The sequence below is a fragment of the Variovorax sp. 10N432 genome (assembly GCF_056394465.1).
Window position 1 is genome coordinate 41,004 of sequence record NZ_JBFTHX010000029.1, and the last position, 18,435, is coordinate 59,438.

19 protein-coding genes are annotated in these 18,435 nt (G+C 66.1%); 13 read left to right on the forward strand and 6 right to left on the reverse strand.

Translation table 11 applies throughout. The annotated features are described in order from the left end of the window. Positions 1 to 93: 93 nt before the first annotated feature. Positions 94 to 1,473 (forward strand): adenylosuccinate lyase, encoded by a 1,380-nt coding sequence (gene purB / locus AC1DF3_RS26815; RefSeq protein WP_478141438.1) that lies wholly within the window; start codon positions 94 to 96, stop codon positions 1,471 to 1,473. Positions 1,474 to 1,555: 82 nt separating this feature from the next. Beyond that, entirely contained in the window at positions 1,556 to 2,116 is a 561-nt protein-coding gene (locus tag AC1DF3_RS26820) for a YaeQ family protein (RefSeq protein WP_286519759.1), read from the forward strand. A gap of 15 nt (positions 2,117 to 2,131) precedes the next feature. On the opposite strand, the gene AC1DF3_RS26825 is transcribed toward AC1DF3_RS26820, so the two are convergent. Both AC1DF3_RS26825 and AC1DF3_RS26830 read right to left on the reverse strand, forming a co-directional pair. After that, positions 2,132 to 2,431 carry a DUF2007 domain-containing protein gene (locus tag AC1DF3_RS26825; protein WP_286533393.1) on the reverse strand — a complete coding sequence of 100 codons (300 nt, stop codon included), beginning with the start codon at positions 2,429 to 2,431 and terminating at the stop codon, positions 2,132 to 2,134. 9 nt (positions 2,432 to 2,440) lie between these two features. Beyond that, on the reverse strand, positions 2,441 to 2,893 hold the full coding sequence (locus AC1DF3_RS26830) for a DUF3717 domain-containing protein (RefSeq protein ID WP_286533392.1): 453 nt from the start codon (positions 2,891 to 2,893) through the stop codon (positions 2,441 to 2,443). A 416-nt stretch (positions 2,894 to 3,309) separates the two neighbouring features. Between AC1DF3_RS26830 and AC1DF3_RS26835 the strand changes: the two genes are divergently transcribed. Genes AC1DF3_RS26835 through AC1DF3_RS26845 form a run of 3 tightly spaced genes read left to right on the forward strand, consistent with a single transcriptional unit; the run spans position 3,310 to position 4,945 of the window. Then, a complete protein-coding gene (locus AC1DF3_RS26835) occupies positions 3,310 to 4,047 on the forward strand; it encodes a TerC family protein (protein WP_478141439.1) in 738 nt (245 codons plus the stop codon). Positions 4,048 to 4,103: 56 nt separating this feature from the next. Next, positions 4,104 to 4,568 carry a hypothetical protein gene (locus tag AC1DF3_RS26840; RefSeq protein WP_286533389.1) on the forward strand — a complete coding sequence of 155 codons (465 nt, stop codon included), beginning with the start codon at positions 4,104 to 4,106 and terminating at the stop codon, positions 4,566 to 4,568. 20 nt (positions 4,569 to 4,588) lie between these two features. Then, a complete protein-coding gene (locus AC1DF3_RS26845; RefSeq protein ID WP_286519753.1) occupies positions 4,589 to 4,945 on the forward strand; it encodes a phage holin family protein in 357 nt (118 codons plus the stop codon). Positions 4,946 to 4,966: 21 nt separating this feature from the next. Here the strand turns inward: AC1DF3_RS26845 and AC1DF3_RS26850 are convergent, their stop codons facing one another. After that, positions 4,967 to 6,544, reverse strand: coding sequence for a M48 family metalloprotease (locus AC1DF3_RS26850; protein ID WP_478141440.1), 1,578 nt, complete (start codon positions 6,542 to 6,544; stop codon positions 4,967 to 4,969). Positions 6,545 to 6,599: 55 nt separating this feature from the next. On the opposite strand from AC1DF3_RS26850, the gene moaC reads away from it, so the two are divergent. Beyond that, on the forward strand, positions 6,600 to 7,079 hold the full coding sequence (moaC, locus tag AC1DF3_RS26855; protein ID WP_286533388.1) for a cyclic pyranopterin monophosphate synthase MoaC: 480 nt from the start codon (positions 6,600 to 6,602) through the stop codon (positions 7,077 to 7,079). Here the strand turns inward: moaC and AC1DF3_RS26860 are convergent. Then, positions 7,064 to 8,455, reverse strand: coding sequence for a PglL family O-oligosaccharyltransferase (locus tag AC1DF3_RS26860; protein ID WP_478141441.1), 1,392 nt, complete (start codon positions 8,453 to 8,455; stop codon positions 7,064 to 7,066). The genes moaC and AC1DF3_RS26860 overlap by 16 nt on opposite strands. A 109-nt stretch (positions 8,456 to 8,564) precedes the next feature. On the opposite strand from AC1DF3_RS26860, the gene AC1DF3_RS26865 reads away from it, so the two are divergent. The 7 genes from AC1DF3_RS26865 (at position 8,565) to AC1DF3_RS26895 (ending at position 16,427) form a co-directional block, all read left to right on the forward strand. Further along, positions 8,565 to 8,762, forward strand: a complete 198-nt coding sequence (locus AC1DF3_RS26865) for a hypothetical protein (protein ID WP_478141442.1) — start codon at positions 8,565 to 8,567, stop codon at positions 8,760 to 8,762. Positions 8,763 to 8,927: 165 nt separating this feature from the next. Continuing rightward, positions 8,928 to 9,392 (forward strand): type IV pilin protein, encoded by a 465-nt coding sequence (locus AC1DF3_RS26870; RefSeq protein ID WP_286533386.1) that lies wholly within the window; start codon positions 8,928 to 8,930, stop codon positions 9,390 to 9,392. Beyond that, a complete protein-coding gene (locus AC1DF3_RS26875; RefSeq protein WP_286533385.1) occupies positions 9,386 to 10,003 on the forward strand; it encodes a pilus assembly FimT family protein in 618 nt (205 codons plus the stop codon). The genes AC1DF3_RS26870 and AC1DF3_RS26875 overlap by 7 nt, the downstream gene beginning before the upstream one ends. Next, a complete protein-coding gene (gene pilV / locus AC1DF3_RS26880; protein WP_286533383.1) occupies positions 10,000 to 10,422 on the forward strand; it encodes a type IV pilus modification protein PilV in 423 nt (140 codons plus the stop codon). Before AC1DF3_RS26875 ends, pilV begins: the two co-directional genes overlap by 4 nt. After that, positions 10,419 to 11,627, forward strand: coding sequence for a PilW family protein (locus tag AC1DF3_RS26885; RefSeq protein WP_478141443.1), 1,209 nt, complete (start codon positions 10,419 to 10,421; stop codon positions 11,625 to 11,627). Before pilV ends, AC1DF3_RS26885 begins: the two co-directional genes overlap by 4 nt. Beyond that, positions 11,624 to 12,235, forward strand: coding sequence for a pilus assembly PilX family protein (locus tag AC1DF3_RS26890; RefSeq protein WP_286533381.1), 612 nt, complete (start codon positions 11,624 to 11,626; stop codon positions 12,233 to 12,235). Before AC1DF3_RS26885 ends, AC1DF3_RS26890 begins: the two co-directional genes overlap by 4 nt. Before the next feature lie 19 nt (positions 12,236 to 12,254). Continuing rightward, entirely contained in the window at positions 12,255 to 16,427 is a 4,173-nt protein-coding gene (locus tag AC1DF3_RS26895) for a PilC/PilY family type IV pilus protein (protein ID WP_478141444.1), read from the forward strand. A 15-nt stretch (positions 16,428 to 16,442) separates the two neighbouring features. Here the strand turns inward: AC1DF3_RS26895 and AC1DF3_RS26900 are convergent, their stop codons facing one another. Both AC1DF3_RS26900 and AC1DF3_RS26905 read right to left on the reverse strand, forming a co-directional pair. Next, a complete protein-coding gene (locus AC1DF3_RS26900; RefSeq protein ID WP_478141445.1) occupies positions 16,443 to 16,775 on the reverse strand; it encodes a hypothetical protein in 333 nt (110 codons plus the stop codon). 276 nt (positions 16,776 to 17,051) lie between these two features. Next, positions 17,052 to 18,335 carry a nucleotide sugar dehydrogenase gene (locus AC1DF3_RS26905; RefSeq protein ID WP_478141446.1) on the reverse strand — a complete coding sequence of 428 codons (1,284 nt, stop codon included), beginning with the start codon at positions 18,333 to 18,335 and terminating at the stop codon, positions 17,052 to 17,054. Between the last annotated feature and the right edge of the window lie 100 nt (positions 18,336 to 18,435).

Here is an 18,435-nt window from a genome sequence, read left to right on the forward strand (position 1 = left end):
GTAGCGCTTTGATTCTAGGGGAATGCGCGTCACGGAATGCTGGGCGAAGCCCGGCGAAATTGCTTCGGGCGTGCCGCAACCTAAAATTGGCCCATGAGTTTCTCCACCGTCTCCGCCCTTTCCCCCCTCGACGGCCGCTATGCGGCCAAGCTCTCGGCGCTGCGTCCGCTGATGAGCGAACAGGGCTACATGCACCGGCGCGTGCAGGTCGAGGTGGCCTGGTTCATCGCCCTCTCGGACTGCGGCTTCGCCGAATTCAAGCCCCTCACGGGCGGCGCCCGAAAGTACCTGCTCGGCCTGGTGTCCAACTTCTCGGAAGCCGACGCGGTCGCGATCAAGCAGATCGAAAAGACCACCAACCACGACGTGAAAGCGGTCGAGTACTGGATCAAGTCCAAGTTCGAGGCCCGCCCGGAACTGCTGGCGGCCTCCGAGTTCGTCCATTTCGCCTGCACCAGCGAGGACATCAACAACACCAGCCACGCGCTCCAGATCCAGGCCGCGCGCGAAAAGGTCATGCTCCCGGCCATCGACGGCCTGATCGCCACCCTGCGCGATATGGCCGGCAAGTTCGCCGGCGTGTCGATGCTGTCGCGCACCCACGGCCAGACCGCGAGCCCGACCACGGTCGGCAAGGAACTCGCGAACGTCGCGGTGCGCCTCGCCAAGGCACGCGCGCAGATCGCCGGCGTGCAGCTGCTGGGCAAGATGAACGGCGCGGTCGGCAACTACAACGCCCACATGGCCGCCTGGCCCGATTTCGACTGGGAAGCCTTCAGCCGCAAGGTGGTCGAGACGCCCGCGCCGCTCGGCCTGGGCCTGAGCTTCCAGCCCTACAGCATCCAGATCGAGCCGCACGACTACATGGCCGAGCTGTTCGACGCCGTGGCGCGCGCCAACACCATCCTGGTCGACTTCTCGCGCGACATCTGGGGCTACGTCAGCCTGGGCTATTTCAAGCAGCGGCTGAAGCCGGGCGAGATCGGCTCCTCGACGATGCCGCACAAGGTCAACCCGATCGATTTCGAGAACGCCGAGGGCAACCTGGGACTGGCCAACGCGGTGCTGCGCCACCTGAGCGAGAAGCTGCCGATCAGCCGCTGGCAGCGCGACCTGACCGACAGCACGGTGCTGCGCAACATCGGCGTCGCCTTCGGCTACGCCACCCTGGCCTATGCCAGCCTGGCGACCGGGCTGGGCAAGCTCGAGCTCAACGAGGAGGCGCTGGCCCAGGACCTCGACCGCTCGTGGGAAGTGCTGGCGGAGCCGATCCAGACCGTGATGCGCCGCTTCGGCGTGCAGGGCGCCTACGAGCAGCTCAAGGAAGTCACGCGCGGCAAGACGGTGACGGCCGAGGCGCTGCACGGGCTGATCCGCTCGCTGGAGATTCCGCAGGAAGAGAAGGACCGCTTGCTTGCGATGACCCCGGCGAGCTACATCGGAAAAGCAGCCGAACTGGCCCGGCGGGCATGAAGGCCCCCACGCTCGGCACTTCGTGTCCTCGCTGCCCCCCGAGGGGGCTGATTCGCCTTGGGGCGGCCCGGCGGCGAATCTGATGGCACTCAAATCCACCATCTTCAAGGCCAGTCTCGCGGTCGCCGACATCGACCACAACTACTACGCCGACCACGCGCTGACCCTGGCGCGCCACCCCAGCGAGACCGACGAGCGGATGATGATCCGGCTGGTCGCGCTGGCGCTCAATGCCCACCAGTTGCAGGACGTCTGCAACGGCGACGGCACGCTGGCCTTCGGCGCCGGCCTGTCGAATCCCGACGAGCCCGATGTCTGGCTGCGCGATTTCACCGGCCAGGTGAAGCTCTGGATCGAGGTCGGCCAGCCCGAGGACAAGCCGGTCATCAAGGCCTGCGGCAAGGCCGATTCGGTGATCGTCTACTGCTTCAACCACGCGGCCGAGATCTGGTGGCGCGGCATCGAGAACAAGCTGACCCGGCCGCAGAACCTGCAGGTGTTCCGGGTGCCGACGGCGGCTTCGCAGTCGCTGGCGGCGCTGGCGCAGCGCTCGATGCAGCTGCAGGCAACGATCCAGGAAGGCACGCTGATGCTGGGCGACGGCAGCCGCAGCATCGACATCGAGCCCGTGAGGCTGCGCTAGCAGGGCGCGCTCAGCCTAGGGCATCGGGGCGCCGCAGCGCCAGCACTGGTCGAAGCCGCCCTCGACCAGTTCGCCGCAGCGGCACTCCCAGCGGCGCTGCGGACGGTGCCTGAGCGCATGCAGCAGCCGCTCGGCGAGCTCGAACTGGGCGTCGTCCTCGATCCATATTTCCGGCAGGCACTGATCAGGCGGCAACTGCCCGGCGGCAGCGCCCAGATACTCGCGCTGCACCGAGGCGTCGACGCCATCGTCGCGCAGCATCTGCACCCACAGCGTGGCGAGCGCCAGGTTGGGGGCTTGGGCGAGGCGGCGCATGGCGTCTGTTCAGCCCGCGGGATCGGGCGGCGGCGCCTCGTCGGCCCGGACCTGGCTGGCCTCCCGGGCGCGCTCGGCGTACTTGTTGAAGCGCCAGGCGGTGTCCTGCATCGTGATGCGGCGCCAGGTCGAGCGCTTCTCGGCCGGTGTCATCGCGGGCCAGTGCTGGACCTCGTCGAAGCTGCGCCCGCAGCCCTTGCACTGGTCGTCGCCCTGGCTGGTGGAGCAGATCGCGATGCAGGGCGTGTCGGGCGTGGTCTGGTACCAGGCGAGCCAGGCGGCCCAGGCCTTGGCGGGAAAGCCGACCTCGTCGACCTCGTCCTCGTGGTGGAACACCATCAGCGCGTAGACCTCGGCCAGCGCGCGCAGTTCGGGCGCCAGCGTGATGCCGTCGGGCGAGGGTTTTCTCTCGCGCCAGTAGTTGATGGCGGCCTCGATGTCGGTGATGTGAATGGCGGCCATGGACAGACGAAAAAAAGCGAGCGCGAATCATAGTCCGGGCAATGGCCCGCACTCGTTGAAGGAATTGAATGCTATCAAATCAATAGCATCAACTTCCAGATTCACGGGGCATCCAGGCTCTTTCGCTTTAAGGACTCGGACGAGTCCGGTTGCAACACCCCGCCCTCGATGCTCTAATTCCGGCCACGAAGGGGAGTAGCTCCCACTTGCTCCCGAGGGAGTGGGTTCGCCAGGTCGTCAATACGAAGCAAAAAACTTCCGGCCTGTCGGGCAGCCGCGTGCTGTCATGCAAGACCTTCGATACAAGCCCTCGCGGTTTTGATCGAAGCGTTGCATTTCCCGGAACTCCGTTCTCTCAAGTCAACGCCTCCACCGATCCACGCGAGCGGAAGTGAAACGAAATCAGAGAGGACTTCATGGAGCAATTTCTAACCCCAGAATTCTGGGTCGCGGTCGGCCAGATCATCATGATCGACATCCTGCTGGGTGGCGACAACGCGGTCGTGATCGCACTGGCCTGCCGCAAACTGCCGCCGGCCCAGCGCACCAAGGGCATCCTGTGGGGCACCGCGGGCGCCATCGTGCTGCGCGTGGTCCTGATCTTCTTCGCGCTCACGCTGCTGGCGATTCCGTTCCTGAAGCTGGCCGGCGCCATCCTGCTGCTGTGGATCGGCGTCAAGCTGCTGGCGCCCGAGCATGACGACGCCCACGGCAACATCGCGGCCAGCGACAAGCTCTGGGCCGCGGTCAAGACCGTGATCGTGGCCGACCTCGTGATGAGCGTCGACAACGTGATCGCGATCGCTGGCGCCGCGCAGGGCGCCGGCGAAGGCCACCAGATGCCGCTGGTCGTCTTCGGCCTGCTCGTGAGCATCCCGATCATCGTCTGGGGCAGCCAGCTGGTCATCAAGCTGATGGACCGCTTCCCGCTGATCATCACCCTGGGCGGCATGCTGCTCGGCTGGATCGCCGGCACCATGGCGGTGTCCGATCCGTCGGTGGCCAATCCGGCCGCCTGGACCTGGGTGCCCAAGCTGCCGCAGAGCGACGTGGTGCGCTACGCGGCCGGCGTCATGGGTGCGCTGCTGGTGCTGGTGATCGGCAAGTGGGTGGCCTCGCGGCGCCCGAAGCCGGCCGAAACGGTCGCCGCCTGAAGCGATTTCTTCCGTCGATGTCTCTCCCACTCCAACCAACCCAAGAAGGAGCAACCATGGAAAAGGTCATTCTGTACGTGGACGACGCGGCCTACGCGCGCGAATTCCTCGCCCGGCCTCCCGCCGCGGCCGGCGGCGCCGAGGTGAGCGCATGGGTGCTCGTGGCGTGTGCCCCGCGCATGACCCGCCGCATCAGCAAGTGGGTGAGCCACAGTGCCCGCGAGAACTGGCGTGCCAAGTGGTTCGCCAAGGTCCAGGAGCAGCTGCTGCCCGTGCTCACGCACGGCGGCGCGCCGGTGATGCCGGTGCTGGCCAAGGGGCCGCTCCCCGAGCTGACCCAGCGCCTGAAGCTGGAGCACGGCGCGGCGCGGGTGGTCGACGCCCGGCGACCGAAGATCGGCGTCGACCTCGAGCCCGTGGCGCCCGATGTCGCGCCGGCCGGCCACTCGGGCTGGGCGCTGCCCGGCGCGATGGTGGGCATGGGCGCGCTGCTGGTGCTGGCCAACGAACTCTCCGAGTAGCCTGGACCGCCGCGCACCTGATGCGACTTCTCATCAAGTGGCTGCTGAGCGCGCTGGCGCTGCTGGCGGTGGCCTATCTCTACAGCGGGGTCCAGGTCAGCACCTATACCTCGGCGCTGCTGGCGGCGGCCGTGATCGGGCTGCTCAACATGTTCGTGCGGCCGGTGCTGGTGGTGCTGACCTTGCCGGTCACGATCGTCACGCTGGGCCTGTTCCTGTTCGTCATCAACGCCCTGCTTTTCTGGGCGGCGTCGGGCCTGCTGTCGGGCTTCCATGTCAACAGCTTCTTTGCTGCGCTGGTCGGCTCGCTGATCTATTCGCTGCTCGGCGTGGTGATCGAGTCCGCGCTCGGCGGACTGTTCTCGAAGCAGGCCTGAGGCCCGCGCGCTGCGCGGCCGCTACCTGGGTGGCCGCTTTTCCTCGGCGGCCTGCTCCCTGAGGAGCGCGTCCACCGCGCGGGCGCGGGTGTCGATGATCGACGCCTCGTAGTGGTCGATCGGCACCGAGCCGGGCTTGCGCACCAGGTCCTGCGCCGCCTTGAATCGATCGCGCGCGGCCGCCAGGTCGAGCGTGGCGACGTTGGACTCGGCGTCGGCGCGGATCGCGCTGACCGGCTCGTTGTTGGCGCCGTACAGGTTGGCCAGCATGCGCCAGGCCGTGGCGTCGCGCGGATGGGTCGCAACCCAGTCGCGCAGCGGCGGGATCATCGGCGCCGGGGCGTGGGTGGCGACTGCGACCTGCGCCGCGAGCAGCATTTCGGGGCGGTCCTTGGCCTTCGGATCGAGCAGCGCCGCGGCCGCCTGCGGCGCGCCCGCTGCAAGTTCGATCTCGGCCGAGAGCAGGCGCGCCAGCCGCGCCGAAGGCGCATCGCCGGCGGTGCGCGCGACCAGCCGCTGGACCAGGGAGCGGGCCGCCTTGAAGTCGCGCAGTTCACTGGCCGACAGCGCGGCCGCGTAGAGCGTGCCGGCCTGCTGCGCCGGCGAACTGCGCGCGAACTCGCCGGCCCCGGCCGCATCGACCCATTGCCGCAGCACGTCGACGCCGGGGCGCGTGAACACCCGGGCGCGGGCGGAGATCATGGCGTGGTCCATCAGCAGCGGCAGTGCGGCCGCGTTGCCGGGCTTGAACTGGAACCGGCCCTGCATGTCGGCGATCCGCTCGCTGTTGAGCGGGTGGCTGCGCAGGTAGGGGTAGGAGCCGTTGTCGTTGAGCCGGGCGGCGTATTGCAGCTTCTCGAACATCGCCGCCGCGCCCTGCGGCGCATAGCCGGCCTGGGTCATGACGCCGAAGCCGACCCGATCGGCCTCGCGCTCCATGTCGCGCGAGAAGCTCAGCTGGTTCTGCATAAAGGCCGCCTGGCTGCCCATGATCATGGCCTGGCCGGCATCGCCGCTTCGGCTCTTGCTGGCCGCGATCACCCCGAGAACCATGGCCGCCAGCATCAACGGCAGCTGCTGGCTCTGCTTGGCCATGACGCGCGCGATGTGGCGCTGCGTGACGTGCGACAGCTCGTGGCCGAGCACGGTGGCCAGCTCGTCCCGGCTGCCGACCACAGCCAGCAGCCCCAGATTGAGCCCGAGGTAGCCGCCCGGCAGCGCGAAGGCGTTGATGGTGCGGTCGCGGCCCAAAAGGATGGTCCAGGCGAAGCGCTCGTCGAGTTCGGGCGTGAGCTCGCCGCGCACGCGCGCCGCCGCCAGCAGGCGCTGCCAGATGTCCTGCACGTACTCGACCAGCACCGGGTCGTCGAGGTAGTCCGGGTCGCGGTAGAGCTCGCGGGCGATCTGGTCGCCCAGGTGGCGTTCGGCGGCGGCGGTCATCTCGCCGCCATCGCCCATGCCGGGCAGCTGGGCCTGGGCGCGCAGCGGCAGCGCGACCTGGGCGGCCATCAGGAGGCCGGCGCACAGGCCGCGCAGGAGGCGTCTGGCGCGCCGCGCCGCGGGGGGAAGGGATGGGTCGGTGGGAGTCAAGCGTGGCATTCCTCGTCCATGGCTCGGGCTCGTATGATGCTGCACTCAGCGGAACGTTCACACAATGAGTTCTCTCACCCATTTCGACGACCAGGGCCAGGCGCACATGGTCGACGTGGCGGCCAAGCCCGCGACCCACCGCGTGGCCGTGGCGACCGGCCGCATCGAGATGATGCCGTCGACCCTGGCGCTGATCGAATCGGGCACCGCCAAGAAGGGCGACGTGCTCGGCATCGCGCGCATCGCCGGCATCCAGGCCGCCAAGAAGACCAGCGACCTGATCCCGCTGTGCCATCCGCTGGCGCTGACCCGCGTGGCGGTGGCCTTTGCGTTGGCCGATGGCGGCGCGCCGCAGGTGGCCTGCACCGCGACCGTCGAGACCGTGGGGCCGACCGGCGTCGAGATGGAGGCGCTGACCGCCGTGCAGGTGGCGCTGCTGACCATTTATGACATGTGCAAGGCGGTCGACCGCGGGATGCGCATCAACGACGTGCACGTGCTGGAGAAGCACGGGGGCACGTCTGGGAGCTACGTGGCGGACTGAGGCTGTTCGGCCGCGTCGTCGGCCAGTGGCAGGCCGGCGAGCCAGCGGCTGTATTCGTGCGGGAAGGCCGCCTTGAAGCGCGCGGCCTGGGCGGCCGCCTCGTCCGCCTCGCCCAGCAGCACGGCGCTGTCGATCAGCTTGACGATCACCGATGGCTCGGGCGAGTAGTGCAGCACGCGCTGCGCCAGCGCATGCATCTCGGCCGCGTTGGCGAGGTCGACCGGCGTCAGCGTCAACCGGGCGAAGGCGACCGGTGCCTCGAAGAGCAGCGAGCGCTGCGCCTGGTCGAGCGGGTGGTCGCGGTACGCCGGCAGCCGCTGGCCGCGCGCCAGATAGACCTGGCTGATTCGGGTGTAGTCCCAGGAGGCGTAGCAGACCACGGCCATCAGGGCCAGCGCGCAGGCCATCGGGGCGGCACGCGCCGCCAGCGGCAGGACCCGGGGCGATCGCGGGGGCGCCGCGGCCGCTGCCGGTGCCGGCCAGAGGAAGCCCAGGCACAGCCCGAAGACGAGCTGGAACGGCCCGAACCACAGCGGGTATTCGAGCAGGCTGTGCAGGACGATGACGGCCAGCAGGCCCCAGGCCATCAGCCGGGCCGGGTCGGCCTCGCGCCACGGACGGGCGGACCACACCAGCCAGCCGAAGCCGCCGCAGACCAGCAGGGCGGCCGGAATGCCGAGCTCGACCGCGAGGTGCAGCGGCAGGTTGTGGGCGTTGTCGAGGATCTCGACGAAGCGCGGACCGGCATAGAGCGTGCTGTAGTGGGCGAACTTCAGCTCGCCCCAGCCCCAGCCGGCCCAGGGATGCACGGCGATCAGGTCGATGACGTTGCGCCAGAGCACGAGCCGGCTGTGGGCGTCCGGCGCGCCGTCGCGCAGGCGGGCCAGCATGCCTTCGACCTCGGGGCCGGCGAGGTGGGGCAGCAGCCAGGAGGCTGTGAAATAGGCCAGCACCAGCGCGACGAGGACCAAGGGGTGCGGAAGGCGGAGTGGCCGCGCAGGACCGCGCCGGCGCTCGCGCCAGGCCAGAAAGACGGAGGTGCCGGCGATCAGCAGCAGTTGAAGCAGGCCGGTGCGGGAGGTCGCGGCGGCGGCGGCGACGAGCAGCAGCAGGGCGGCCGGTGCCAGGGCGGCGCGGAGCCGGCGACCGTGCACGGCGTACAGCCACAGGGCCGCGATCAGCGCCATGTTGATCAGCGAGGCGAACTGGTTGCGCTGGCGCAGGTTGCCGTAGGCCTGGCCCGGTTCGGGGGCGGTGGTCCAGGGGACCAGGGGCTCGGCGCAGCCGTAGTACTGGAGGAGGCCGAGGACGGCGTTGAGGAGGCCGGCGATGAGGAGACCGAGTGGCAGCGAACTCCGCGACTGCGACCGGGACATACCTGCGCCGACAGTGGCGGCCATCGCGATCGCCGCCAATGCAACGACTGGCCCACCGTCCGGCGTTTCTGCACCCAGGTGCCCCAAGACCAGCGCCGATCCCGCGGCCATGAGCCAGACGACCAACGGCCGCGCCAGCGGCGCCCTCGGTCCCACGACGGCCAAAAGCGCCACGCCGATCCACGCAGCCAGTTGTTGCCACACGCTGACCGAGGGCCCCGCTGCAAACGGAAAGAGAAAAACCAGGGCAATCAGCGACGTCGACACAATTGAAATGGATTCCGCAGTGATTGCTCACCTACGATGAATGCACGAATTGCTAAGCTAAACGACCGCGTCTCGTTATGAAAAAGCTCACACTTTTTGACTCAGCGGCGACAGAAGGAGGGAAGACGCTGACGAGCGGTCGGGTGTTCAGCGCCGCTTTGGTGACAATTTGTCACGTTCGTCAACACGCATCAAGGGCATCTCAGTGCAATACACGTTCCAGCGCCGTCGTCACCTGCGTGGCTTCACGTTGATCGAACTCATGATCACCGTGGCCATTATTGGCATTCTCGCGGCCGTCGCGATCCCGGCGTACTCGGACTACATCCGACGCGGGCAGGTGGTCGACGCCACTTCGGGGCTGGCGACCATGCGTGCCAACATGGAGCGGTTCTTTCAGGACAACCGGACGTACATCACGGTGGGCTCGTACACGACGCCTTGCCAGGTGGACGCTGCCCAGCGCCAGGTGGGCACCTTCACCCTCAGCTGCTCCGTCGATCCCACCGCAACCACCTACACACTGGCCGCCACCGGCAGCGGCGCGACAGCCGGCTTCGTCTACACGATCGATCAGGCGAACGTGCGCGCCACCACGCAGGTACCGGCCGGTTCCGGCTGGAACACCTGCGCCACCTCCTGGATCATGAAGAAGGGCCAGACGTGTTGAAGCATCGCGCCGCGCCTCGCGTCGCGGGTTTCACCATCATCGAGATGATGGTCACGTTGGTGGTGATGGCCGTCCTGCTCGGCCTCGCGATGCCGGCGATGAGCACCTGGATTCGCAACAGCCGGCTGCGCGCTGCCAGCGACTCCCTGCAGGATGGCATCCGGCTGGCGCAGGCCGAGGCCCTGCGCAGGAGCTATCAGGTCGTGTTCTCGCTCACCGACGACAAGCCGACCACGAGCACCTACACCGCGAAGACGAGCGGAAAAAATTGGGCGGCGAAGACGGTCAAGCGACTCACGACCGACACCAGCGATTTCATCGAGGCGGGCGTGATCGCCGAACTGGATTCCTCCATCACCATCACCGGGCCGCAATCGATCTGTTTCAACTCCATCGGGCGGCTGGTGGCCAACTCCGATCCGGGCACCAACGCCGGCGAATGCATCTTGCCGACCAACACGCCGCCGATGCAGACCTACGACATCTCCTACACCGACGCGGTGGCTGGCGTCGATCGGCCGCTGCGCGTGACGGTGGCCCTGGGAGGCCAGGTGCGCCTCTGCGACCCGGCCAAGACCCTGTCGAGCGATCACCCGGACGGCTGCCCATGACCATGCCACGCCCCACTATCCCAAGAGCCCCAAGAGCCGGCCGCCAGGGCGGCGTTGCCCTCCTCGAAGTGCTGGTCGCCATCCTGCTGTTCTCCTTCGGCATCCTGGGCCTGATCGGCCTGCAGGCCCGCGCCATCAGCTATTCGACCGACGCGGAAGACCGCAACCGCGCCGCGATGCTCGCCAATGAGATCGCGACCACCATGTGGCTGAACAACTCCCTGACGGTGCCGGCGGACACCCTCGCCAGTTGGCAGTTGAAGGTGGCGAATGCGACCGGCGGCGGGCTTCCGGGGGGAGTGGGAACGGTCACGGCCGATGCCGTCGACCACTCGGCGGACATCCTCATCACCTGGCGGGCGCCGAGCCGGACCGTGGTACAGGACAGCACACTCGTTACCAAGGTGATCATCCCATGAAGCCGAACATCCACGAGGCGCGCGGCCCGCAGCTACAGCGCGGCATGACCCTGATCGAACTGATGGTGGCGGTCGTGATCGGCCTGATCGTCACGCTGGCCGTGACCAGCGCCGTCACCTTCGGCGAGGCCCAGAAGCGCACGACTTTGTCGACCAACGACATGGGCCAGTCGGGTGCCTATGGCTCCTACCTGCTCGATCGCGCGATGCGCAGCGCCGGTTCAGGTTTCACGCAGTCGTGGGACCTCGGCATCTTCGGCTGCAAGCTGAATGTGAGCCGCGCCAATGCGGCCATCCTGCCGCGTGCGACTGCATTTCCGGCGCCATTCCAAGGCTTTCTCGGCGGCGCCGCCGGCAGTGCGAATCTGCGGGTCGCACCGGTCCTCATCGGCGCGCAGCAAGGCATCGACGGATCGTCCGATGTGATCGCAGTGATGGGCGGGAACGGCGCCGCGGGGGCCGTACCGCGCGCCATCCGCTCGATGAATACCGACTACGACACGTTCCGTCTGGACAACACGATCGGCCTGGCCAACGGCGACATGGCGCTCATCAGCCAGGTCGGTACGACCGACTGCTATCTCGAACAGGTGAACGGCGCGAACAGCGTTCTCGCAACCGCCAACAACGACGCATTGCTGCTCGGCGGCACCTATTTCAAGGCCGGCAATGCGGCACTCGGAACGATGGCCGACAGCGGGGCGGCGTACTTCACGCCGCTCGGCAACGTCGGCGCCACCGACATGCAGTTCCAGCTGTTCGGCATCGGCGACAACCGCACCCTCTTCAGCTACGACCTGCTGAACAGCAACGGCAGCGACGCCCCGCAGGCGATCGTCGAAGGCGTGGTGCGCATGAATGCGCTCTACGGCATGGTCAATCCGACCACCGGCGCCTTCACCGGCTGGGTGGCACCCTCCACGACCGCCACCGACCCCTACTACGTCAACAACGTCATGACGACGCCGCTGACCGCCCGCAGCATCGCGGCGGTCCGCATCGCCCTGGTCCTGCGAAGCAGCCAGCAGGAAAAGGCCGACGCCAGCGGAAACAAGGTTGCCCCGGCTGCCATCACCGTCTTCGGCGACCTCGCAGCATCGCTGCACAAAACCATTCCCATCAGCGCCGATGAGCAGAACTATCGCCATCGCGTGGTCGAGTTCACCATCCCCTTGCGCAACGTGTTGTTGCTGCCAACCACATGACGACACCCATTGCCCTGCGGCGCCCGCGTGAGCGCGGCGTCGTGCTGCTGTTCTGCCTGATCATCCTGGTCGTGCTGCTGGCCGGTGGCGTCGCAGTCGTGCGCTCGATGAACTCGTCGTATTTCAGTGCCGGCAACCTCGCTTTCAAGCGGGATCTGGTCAATCGCGGCGAACTGGCCGCGGCACAGGTCATGACCTTGTTCAAGACCGGCGCCCTGGCCGGATCGGCCGACACGGCGGACATGAAGGCCGAGAACTACAGCGCGACGACCCTGCCGGTCAACGACCGGGGCATTCCCACCGCCCTGCTGAGCAACACGGCATACGACGCCAAGGCGAGCAAGAAGATCGGCAACGACAACGACGCCGTAACCATCCGCTACCTCATCGACCGCATGTGCAACGACGTCGGGACGCCGGCGTCATTGGGCGCCAAGGGATGCGTCTACGCGCCGCTCACAACGCAGGTTCTCGGGGGCAGCAGCCAGCGCGCGAAGGACGATTTGCCGCCACCTTCCTCCCTGATCTACCGATTGACCATCCGGGTCGACGGCCCGCGGAACACGCAGGTCTTCCTGCAGTCTTCGTTCACCAAGCCCGATCTCTAAGAAAGCCAGCAGGCTCATCATGAAAAAACTCTCATCGAGCTGCGCAGGTGCTGCCCGCGCCGTCGCCTTGGCAGCCATGCTGCTTGGCGCCCATGGAGTCATCGGCGCGGCCAGCCTGGCGAATCAACCGGTGTTCGCGACATCCAACGTGCCTGGCAACCTGGCGCTGGCGCTGTCGGTCGAATGGCCGACGGCCTCGCGCACGGCCCATACCGACAACTATTCCAGCGCCGCCACTTTCCTCGGCTATTTCGATCCCAACAAGTGCTACGCGTATGTGGTCGACAGCACGCCCAACGACACCAACACCGGCGACAAGAGCTACTTCAATCCGGTCGCGATGGCGACAGCGCACAAGTGCTCGGGCTACTGGAGCGGCAACTTCCTGAACTGGGCCGGGACCACGACCATCGATCCATTCCGCTGGGCCATGACGGGGGGTCGGCGCGTGGTCGACGACGTCGACCTCACCATTCTCGAACAAGGCTGGCACGGCAATCGCAGCCTCTTCGACGACCGCTACCTGCCGACCGCTGAAATAGCAGGCGCCACGCCCAACACGACGGCGGCCAGCTCGGTGCTCATCAAGGCCCAGAACATGGGCTTCAAGATGCGAGTCACCAGCGAGACCCTGACGGGAGGCCGTCCCCTCAAGGGCGAGTATTACCAAGGCACGAGCAGCCAGTACAAAGGCTTCTATGGCGGCGCGACCGCCACGGTAGTCAACGACGACGCCAACCACATCTGGAATGGCGCGAGCCCGGCACCTGGCGTCAGCGGCAACTATTTCTCCGCCCGCTACACCGGATCATTCACCGCACCAGAGGCCGGTAACTACTTTTTTCGAACGCTGTCGGACGACGGCGTGCGCCTTTGGGTCAACAACGTCCAGGTGATCAACAACTGGACCGATCACGGCACGACGACAGACACCAGTGCAGCCGTGGCGATGACCGCGGGGCAGAGCTTCAACATCACACTGGAGTTCTACCAGGGCAACGGGGGCGCCCAGCTTCAGTTCCAATGGAAAAAACCCTCGAGTAGCGACTACTCGACCTTCACCACCGGCAGCACGTCCGTCGACTACACGATGCGCGTGAAGGTCTGCGCGCCGATCGCCGGCCTGACCCTCGAATCGAACTGCCAGAAATACGGAAACAACTACAAGCCTGAAGGCTTGATTCAGAAATACTCCCAACGCATGCGGTTCAGCGCCTTCGGCTACCTGAACGACAGCAGCGACCAGCGCGACGGCGGCGTCATGCGCGCGAGCCAGAAATTCGTCGGCCCCAACCAGCCGCAACCCGGCCTGCCCGACACGGACAATGGTCAGAAGGAGTGGAGTTCGACCACCGGCCAGTTCGTGCGCAACCCGAACCCGACCGATGCGAGCAATACGACCACCGCGACCGGCATCACCATCCAGGACAGCGGCGTCATCAACTACTTGAACAAGTTCGGGCAGCTGATTCCCGGCAACTACAAGGACTATGACCCGGTCAGCGAGATGTACTACTCGGTGCTTCGCTACTACAAGAACCTGGGCAATGTGCCGTCGTGGAGCAACCTTGGAACCACCGACACAGCGGCCAAGACCCGGATGCTTGATGGCTTTCCGGTGGTCACCAACTGGGACGATCCGATCCAGTACTCGTGCCAGCGCAACTTCGTGCTCGGCATCGGCGACATCTACACCCACGTCGACAAGAACGTGCCTGGCAACACCGACTACAGGACACGCGAACCGGCCATGCCCGCCGAATTCGCGACCGATCCGGTGAATGCGGTCACCGCCACCAACAAGGTCGGGGCGCTCCAGGGACTGGGCAACATCGGCAGCACCAACGACTACAGCGGGCGCAACAACTCCGCGTATATCGCCGGTCTTGCGTACGACGCGAACACCACCGACATTCGTCCCGACGTCACCGGGGTTGCAAAGACGATCGGCAAGCAGACGGTCCAGACCTACTGGGTCGACGTGCTGGAGCAGTCATTCCAGGCCAACAACCAGTTCTACCTTGCAGCGAAGTTCGGCGGCCTCAAGGTGCCGGGCGACTACGATCCGTATAACTTCGTCGGCAACATTCCCCAGACCTGGTGGTCCACGAGCGGCGAGACGCTCACCGACGTGCGAACGAACACCGTCCAGGCTCGGCCTGACAACTACTTCACTGCAGGACGGCCCGACCAGATGGTCGATGGCCTGACCCGGGCGTTCGCCAGCATCGCGAACGCCATCAAGGCCTACACCACGTCCTTCTCGCTCTCCACTGTCCAGGTGTCGTCCACGGGCGCGGCATCGTATGCCTCGCAATACGATTCGAACGGCTGGAGCGGCGTGCTGACGGCCAGCAACATCACCTTTGCGAGCGACGGCACGCCATCGTCGACCGCAGTATGGAGCAGCGCGACGACCTACGAAGCCCAGTTGGCCGGCACCGGATGGGACACCGGACGCCGCATCGCCACTTGGGACGGCGCGACGAGGCTCGGTGTTCCATTCCGGGCGGGGAGCCTTCCGGCCGGGCTGAAAGCAACATTGAACACGCCGTGGGACACGCCCGCGGCGACCGACGACAGCGCCAACTACCTCAACTACCTGCGCGGCGATCGGAGCAACGAAAAGACTGCGGCCGCCACGTCGCGCCCCTACCGGCAGCGCCTCGCGCTACTCGGCGATATCGTGAATGCGAAGGTCACGCCTGTAGCTCCGCCCTCGATGCGGTACTCCGAATCGATCAATCCTGGGTATGCGACTTTCAAGACAACCTGGGCGACACGCCCGACCATGGTCTATGTGGGCGCGAACGACGGGATGATGCACGCCTTCAACGGTGCCCTGAGCGGCTCGGAAGCGGGCAAGGAACAGTTCGCCTATGTGCCGAGCGCCCTGTTCAGCGGCCCCAGCGATCCGGCAACGCCCACGGTCAACGGATTGGCCCAACTTGGCAACCCCGACTACGAGCATCGCTACTACGTCGACGCGACGCCGCTGGCCTTCGACATCGACTTCAACTATGCGGCCGGCGTCAAGACCACTACGAACGCGACGAACTCCGACTGGCGCACGGTGGTCATCGGCGGCCTGGGCAAGGGCGGCAAGAGCTTCTATGCCATCGATGTGACCAATCCCGCGGGCATGACGACCGAGGCGATCGTGAAGGACAAGGTGCTTTGGGAGTTCACCGACAGCACCATGGGCTACAGCTTCGGTGCACCGCTGGTGATCAAGACGCCGAAGTACGGCTGGGTGGTGGTCTTCACCTCCGGCTACGTCGACGGCAACGCCAGCACCACCGGCTACATCTATTTCGTCGACCCGCGCAACGGCAACTTGCTCGAAAAGGTGGCGACGGCAACGGCCGCGCCGGGCCTGGCACAGGCCACGGCTTACATCAAGGACTTCACCGACGGCACGGCCGATGCGATCTACGCCGGCGACCTGAACGGTCAGATGTGGCGCTTCGATGTCAGGGCGACGACCGGCAGCTACCCGGCGCCGCTGCTGCTGGCGACGGTGGCCGACGCGGCGACGGGCGGGAACGCGCAGCCCATCACGTCGCAGCCGCTGGTCGAAATCGACCCGAAAACGCGCAAGCGCTATGTCATGTTCGGGACCGGACAGCTGCTGGACACGATCGACATCAACACCAGCGGAAGCCAGACCTTCTATGCCTTCATCGACGGCACCGCAACGGCCTTCGGCACTTCGAGCGGGTTGCCTTCGGGCGTGTCCTATCCGCTGACCCGAGCGAACCTGACCGGTATCAGCGTCGATGACCTGATCAGCGCGACAGCTCTCGATTTCGCCAACAAGGTCGGTTGGTACATCGATCTTGGCAGCACCAACAGCGTCGCCTGGCGCGCGGTCTCGAATCCGACGGCCTACAGCGGCATCGTGGCGTTCTCGTCGCTGCTGACGACCGGCAACGCCTGCAGCCCGTCGGGGCAGAGCCGGATCTACGCCGTCAACTTCGGCTCGGGCAAATCAGCGTTGACGCCGGAGGGAACACTGTCCTATGTGAGCAATTCGGCGGCGATCACCGATTTGAAGTTCCTGGGCGTCGATAGCCGAGTGAGGCTGATTTCGGGCGACGTTCAAGGGGAACTTCGCCGGGTCGGGGTGCAGACGGGAGCAGGGACCGCGGTGAGGTTGTTGAACTGGCGGGAAGTGCCGGCGATTGATTGAGATGCGGCAGCGCGACTATTGGGCTTTCGCCTTTGCTTTCAAGGCCTTGCGCGCCGCCTTGCGCAGCACCTTCTGCAGCGCATCGCAGGCGGCATCGATGGCTTGGATGCGGTGCTCGAACTCCGCATTGACGGCTGCCACCAGAGCGCCCAGTTCCGCCGGCGTGGCGCTGAATTCGTCATGCTCGCGCAGGTGAAAGGGGCGGATGAAACGTTCGAGGCAGACACTGGCGCGGTAGACGTCTTTCAGGTCGCCCAAACGGTCGGCGACGTCGATGGCGCGGCTTTGGGCGGGGGTTGCGGGGGAGTGCGCGGGTGCGAGAGGGGGTTTTGCCATGATGGGCTCCAAGCGGTGCGAATTGCTGCGACCGCCGCCCCCAACGCCAATTGGTGGCGGCGACTCGAACAGGTTGGCGTACCGGGCACCGCTTGCGCGAACCGGCGAGCCTTGCGGCTCCCCGTCCGAGCCGCCAGAAAATGGTGGCACGAACGACAAAGCCGCAGACCCTCTGCGGTAAGACTGCGGCTTGTGTCGCAGCGGTGCTTTGGKACGCCAATCCCGATCACGCCTTTTTATGACGTGACGACCGCAGTATAGCGACGAGACTTGGCGGATGAAGCGGGCTCAGGCGCGCACGACGTTGGACGCCCGCTCCAGGTAGACGCCACGCGTATCGACGATCAGCTTGGCGTTCGCCTGAATCATCGGGTAGTCGAACACATCATGATTCGTTGCCACCAGCACCACGTCGTACGAAGCCACGGACTCGGGCGTGAGCTCGACGCTCGAGAGGTCGAAGTGATGCTCGCGCATGGTCGGGAACACGGGCACCCACGGGTCCGCGTAGGCCACGATCGCGCCGCGTGCCTCGAGCAATTCCATGAGCACGACGGCTGGCGATTCACGCATGTCGTCGACGTTCTTCTTGTAGGCGATGCCAAGGACCAGGATGCGGCTGCCCTTCACGGCGCGTTCGCGTTCGTTGAGCGCGTCGCTCACCTTCTGGATCACCCACAGCGGCATGTCGCTGTTGACCTGGCCGGCGAGTTCGATGAAGCGTGTGTTGACGCCGAACTCCCGCGCCTTCCAGCTCAGGTAGAAGGGGTCGATCGGGATGCAATGGCCGCCGAGGCCCGGGCCGGGGTAGTAGGGGACGAAACCGAAGGGTTTGGTTGCCGCTGCACGGATGACTTCGTAGATGTCTATGCCCATGCGATCGGCGATGATCTTCATCTCGTTGACCAAGCCGATGTTGACGGCCCGGTGGATGTTTTCGAGAAGCTTGGTCATTTCCGCGGCTCGCGTGGAGCTGACGGGTACGACCTTGTCGATCACGCGGCCGTAGAGCGCGACGCCGGCAGCGAGGCAGGCCGGCGTGCTGCCACCGATGACCTTGGGGATGGTCTGGGTTCGGAAGTGGGGATTGCCCGGGTCTTCGCGCTCGGGCGAGAAGACGAGAAAAATGTCCTCGCCGACCTTGAAGCCTCGCGATTCGATGCGCGGCCGAAGTTCTTCTTCCGTGGTGCCGGGATACGTCGTGCTTTCGAGCGAGATCAACTGACCGGCCCGAAGATGGGGCACCAGCGCTTCCGTGGTGCCGATCACGAAGCGCATGTCGGGCTCGCGATGCGCATTGAGCGGCGTCGGGACACATATGATCACCGCATCGACTTCGCTCGCGCGAGAGAAGTCGGAAGTCGCTGAGAATCCCAGACTGCACCCATGCTGCACCGCCTCGTCGCCAATGTGCTTGATGTAGCTTCGGCCTTCGCCGATGGCGCGGACCTTCGCTGCGTCGATGTCGAAGCCCAACACCCGGATGCCTGCTTCGGCGAAGCGCAGTGCGAGCGGCAGCCCGACATAGCCCAACCCGATCACGCCTACAGCACGCACATTGGCCTGATTCAAATCAACACTCCTTGGGAATTACCGGTCTGATGAAACACCCTGGCAATGAACCTTTGACAGTGGCGAATCGTACACCGCGGATTCTCCTTGTTACACGCAA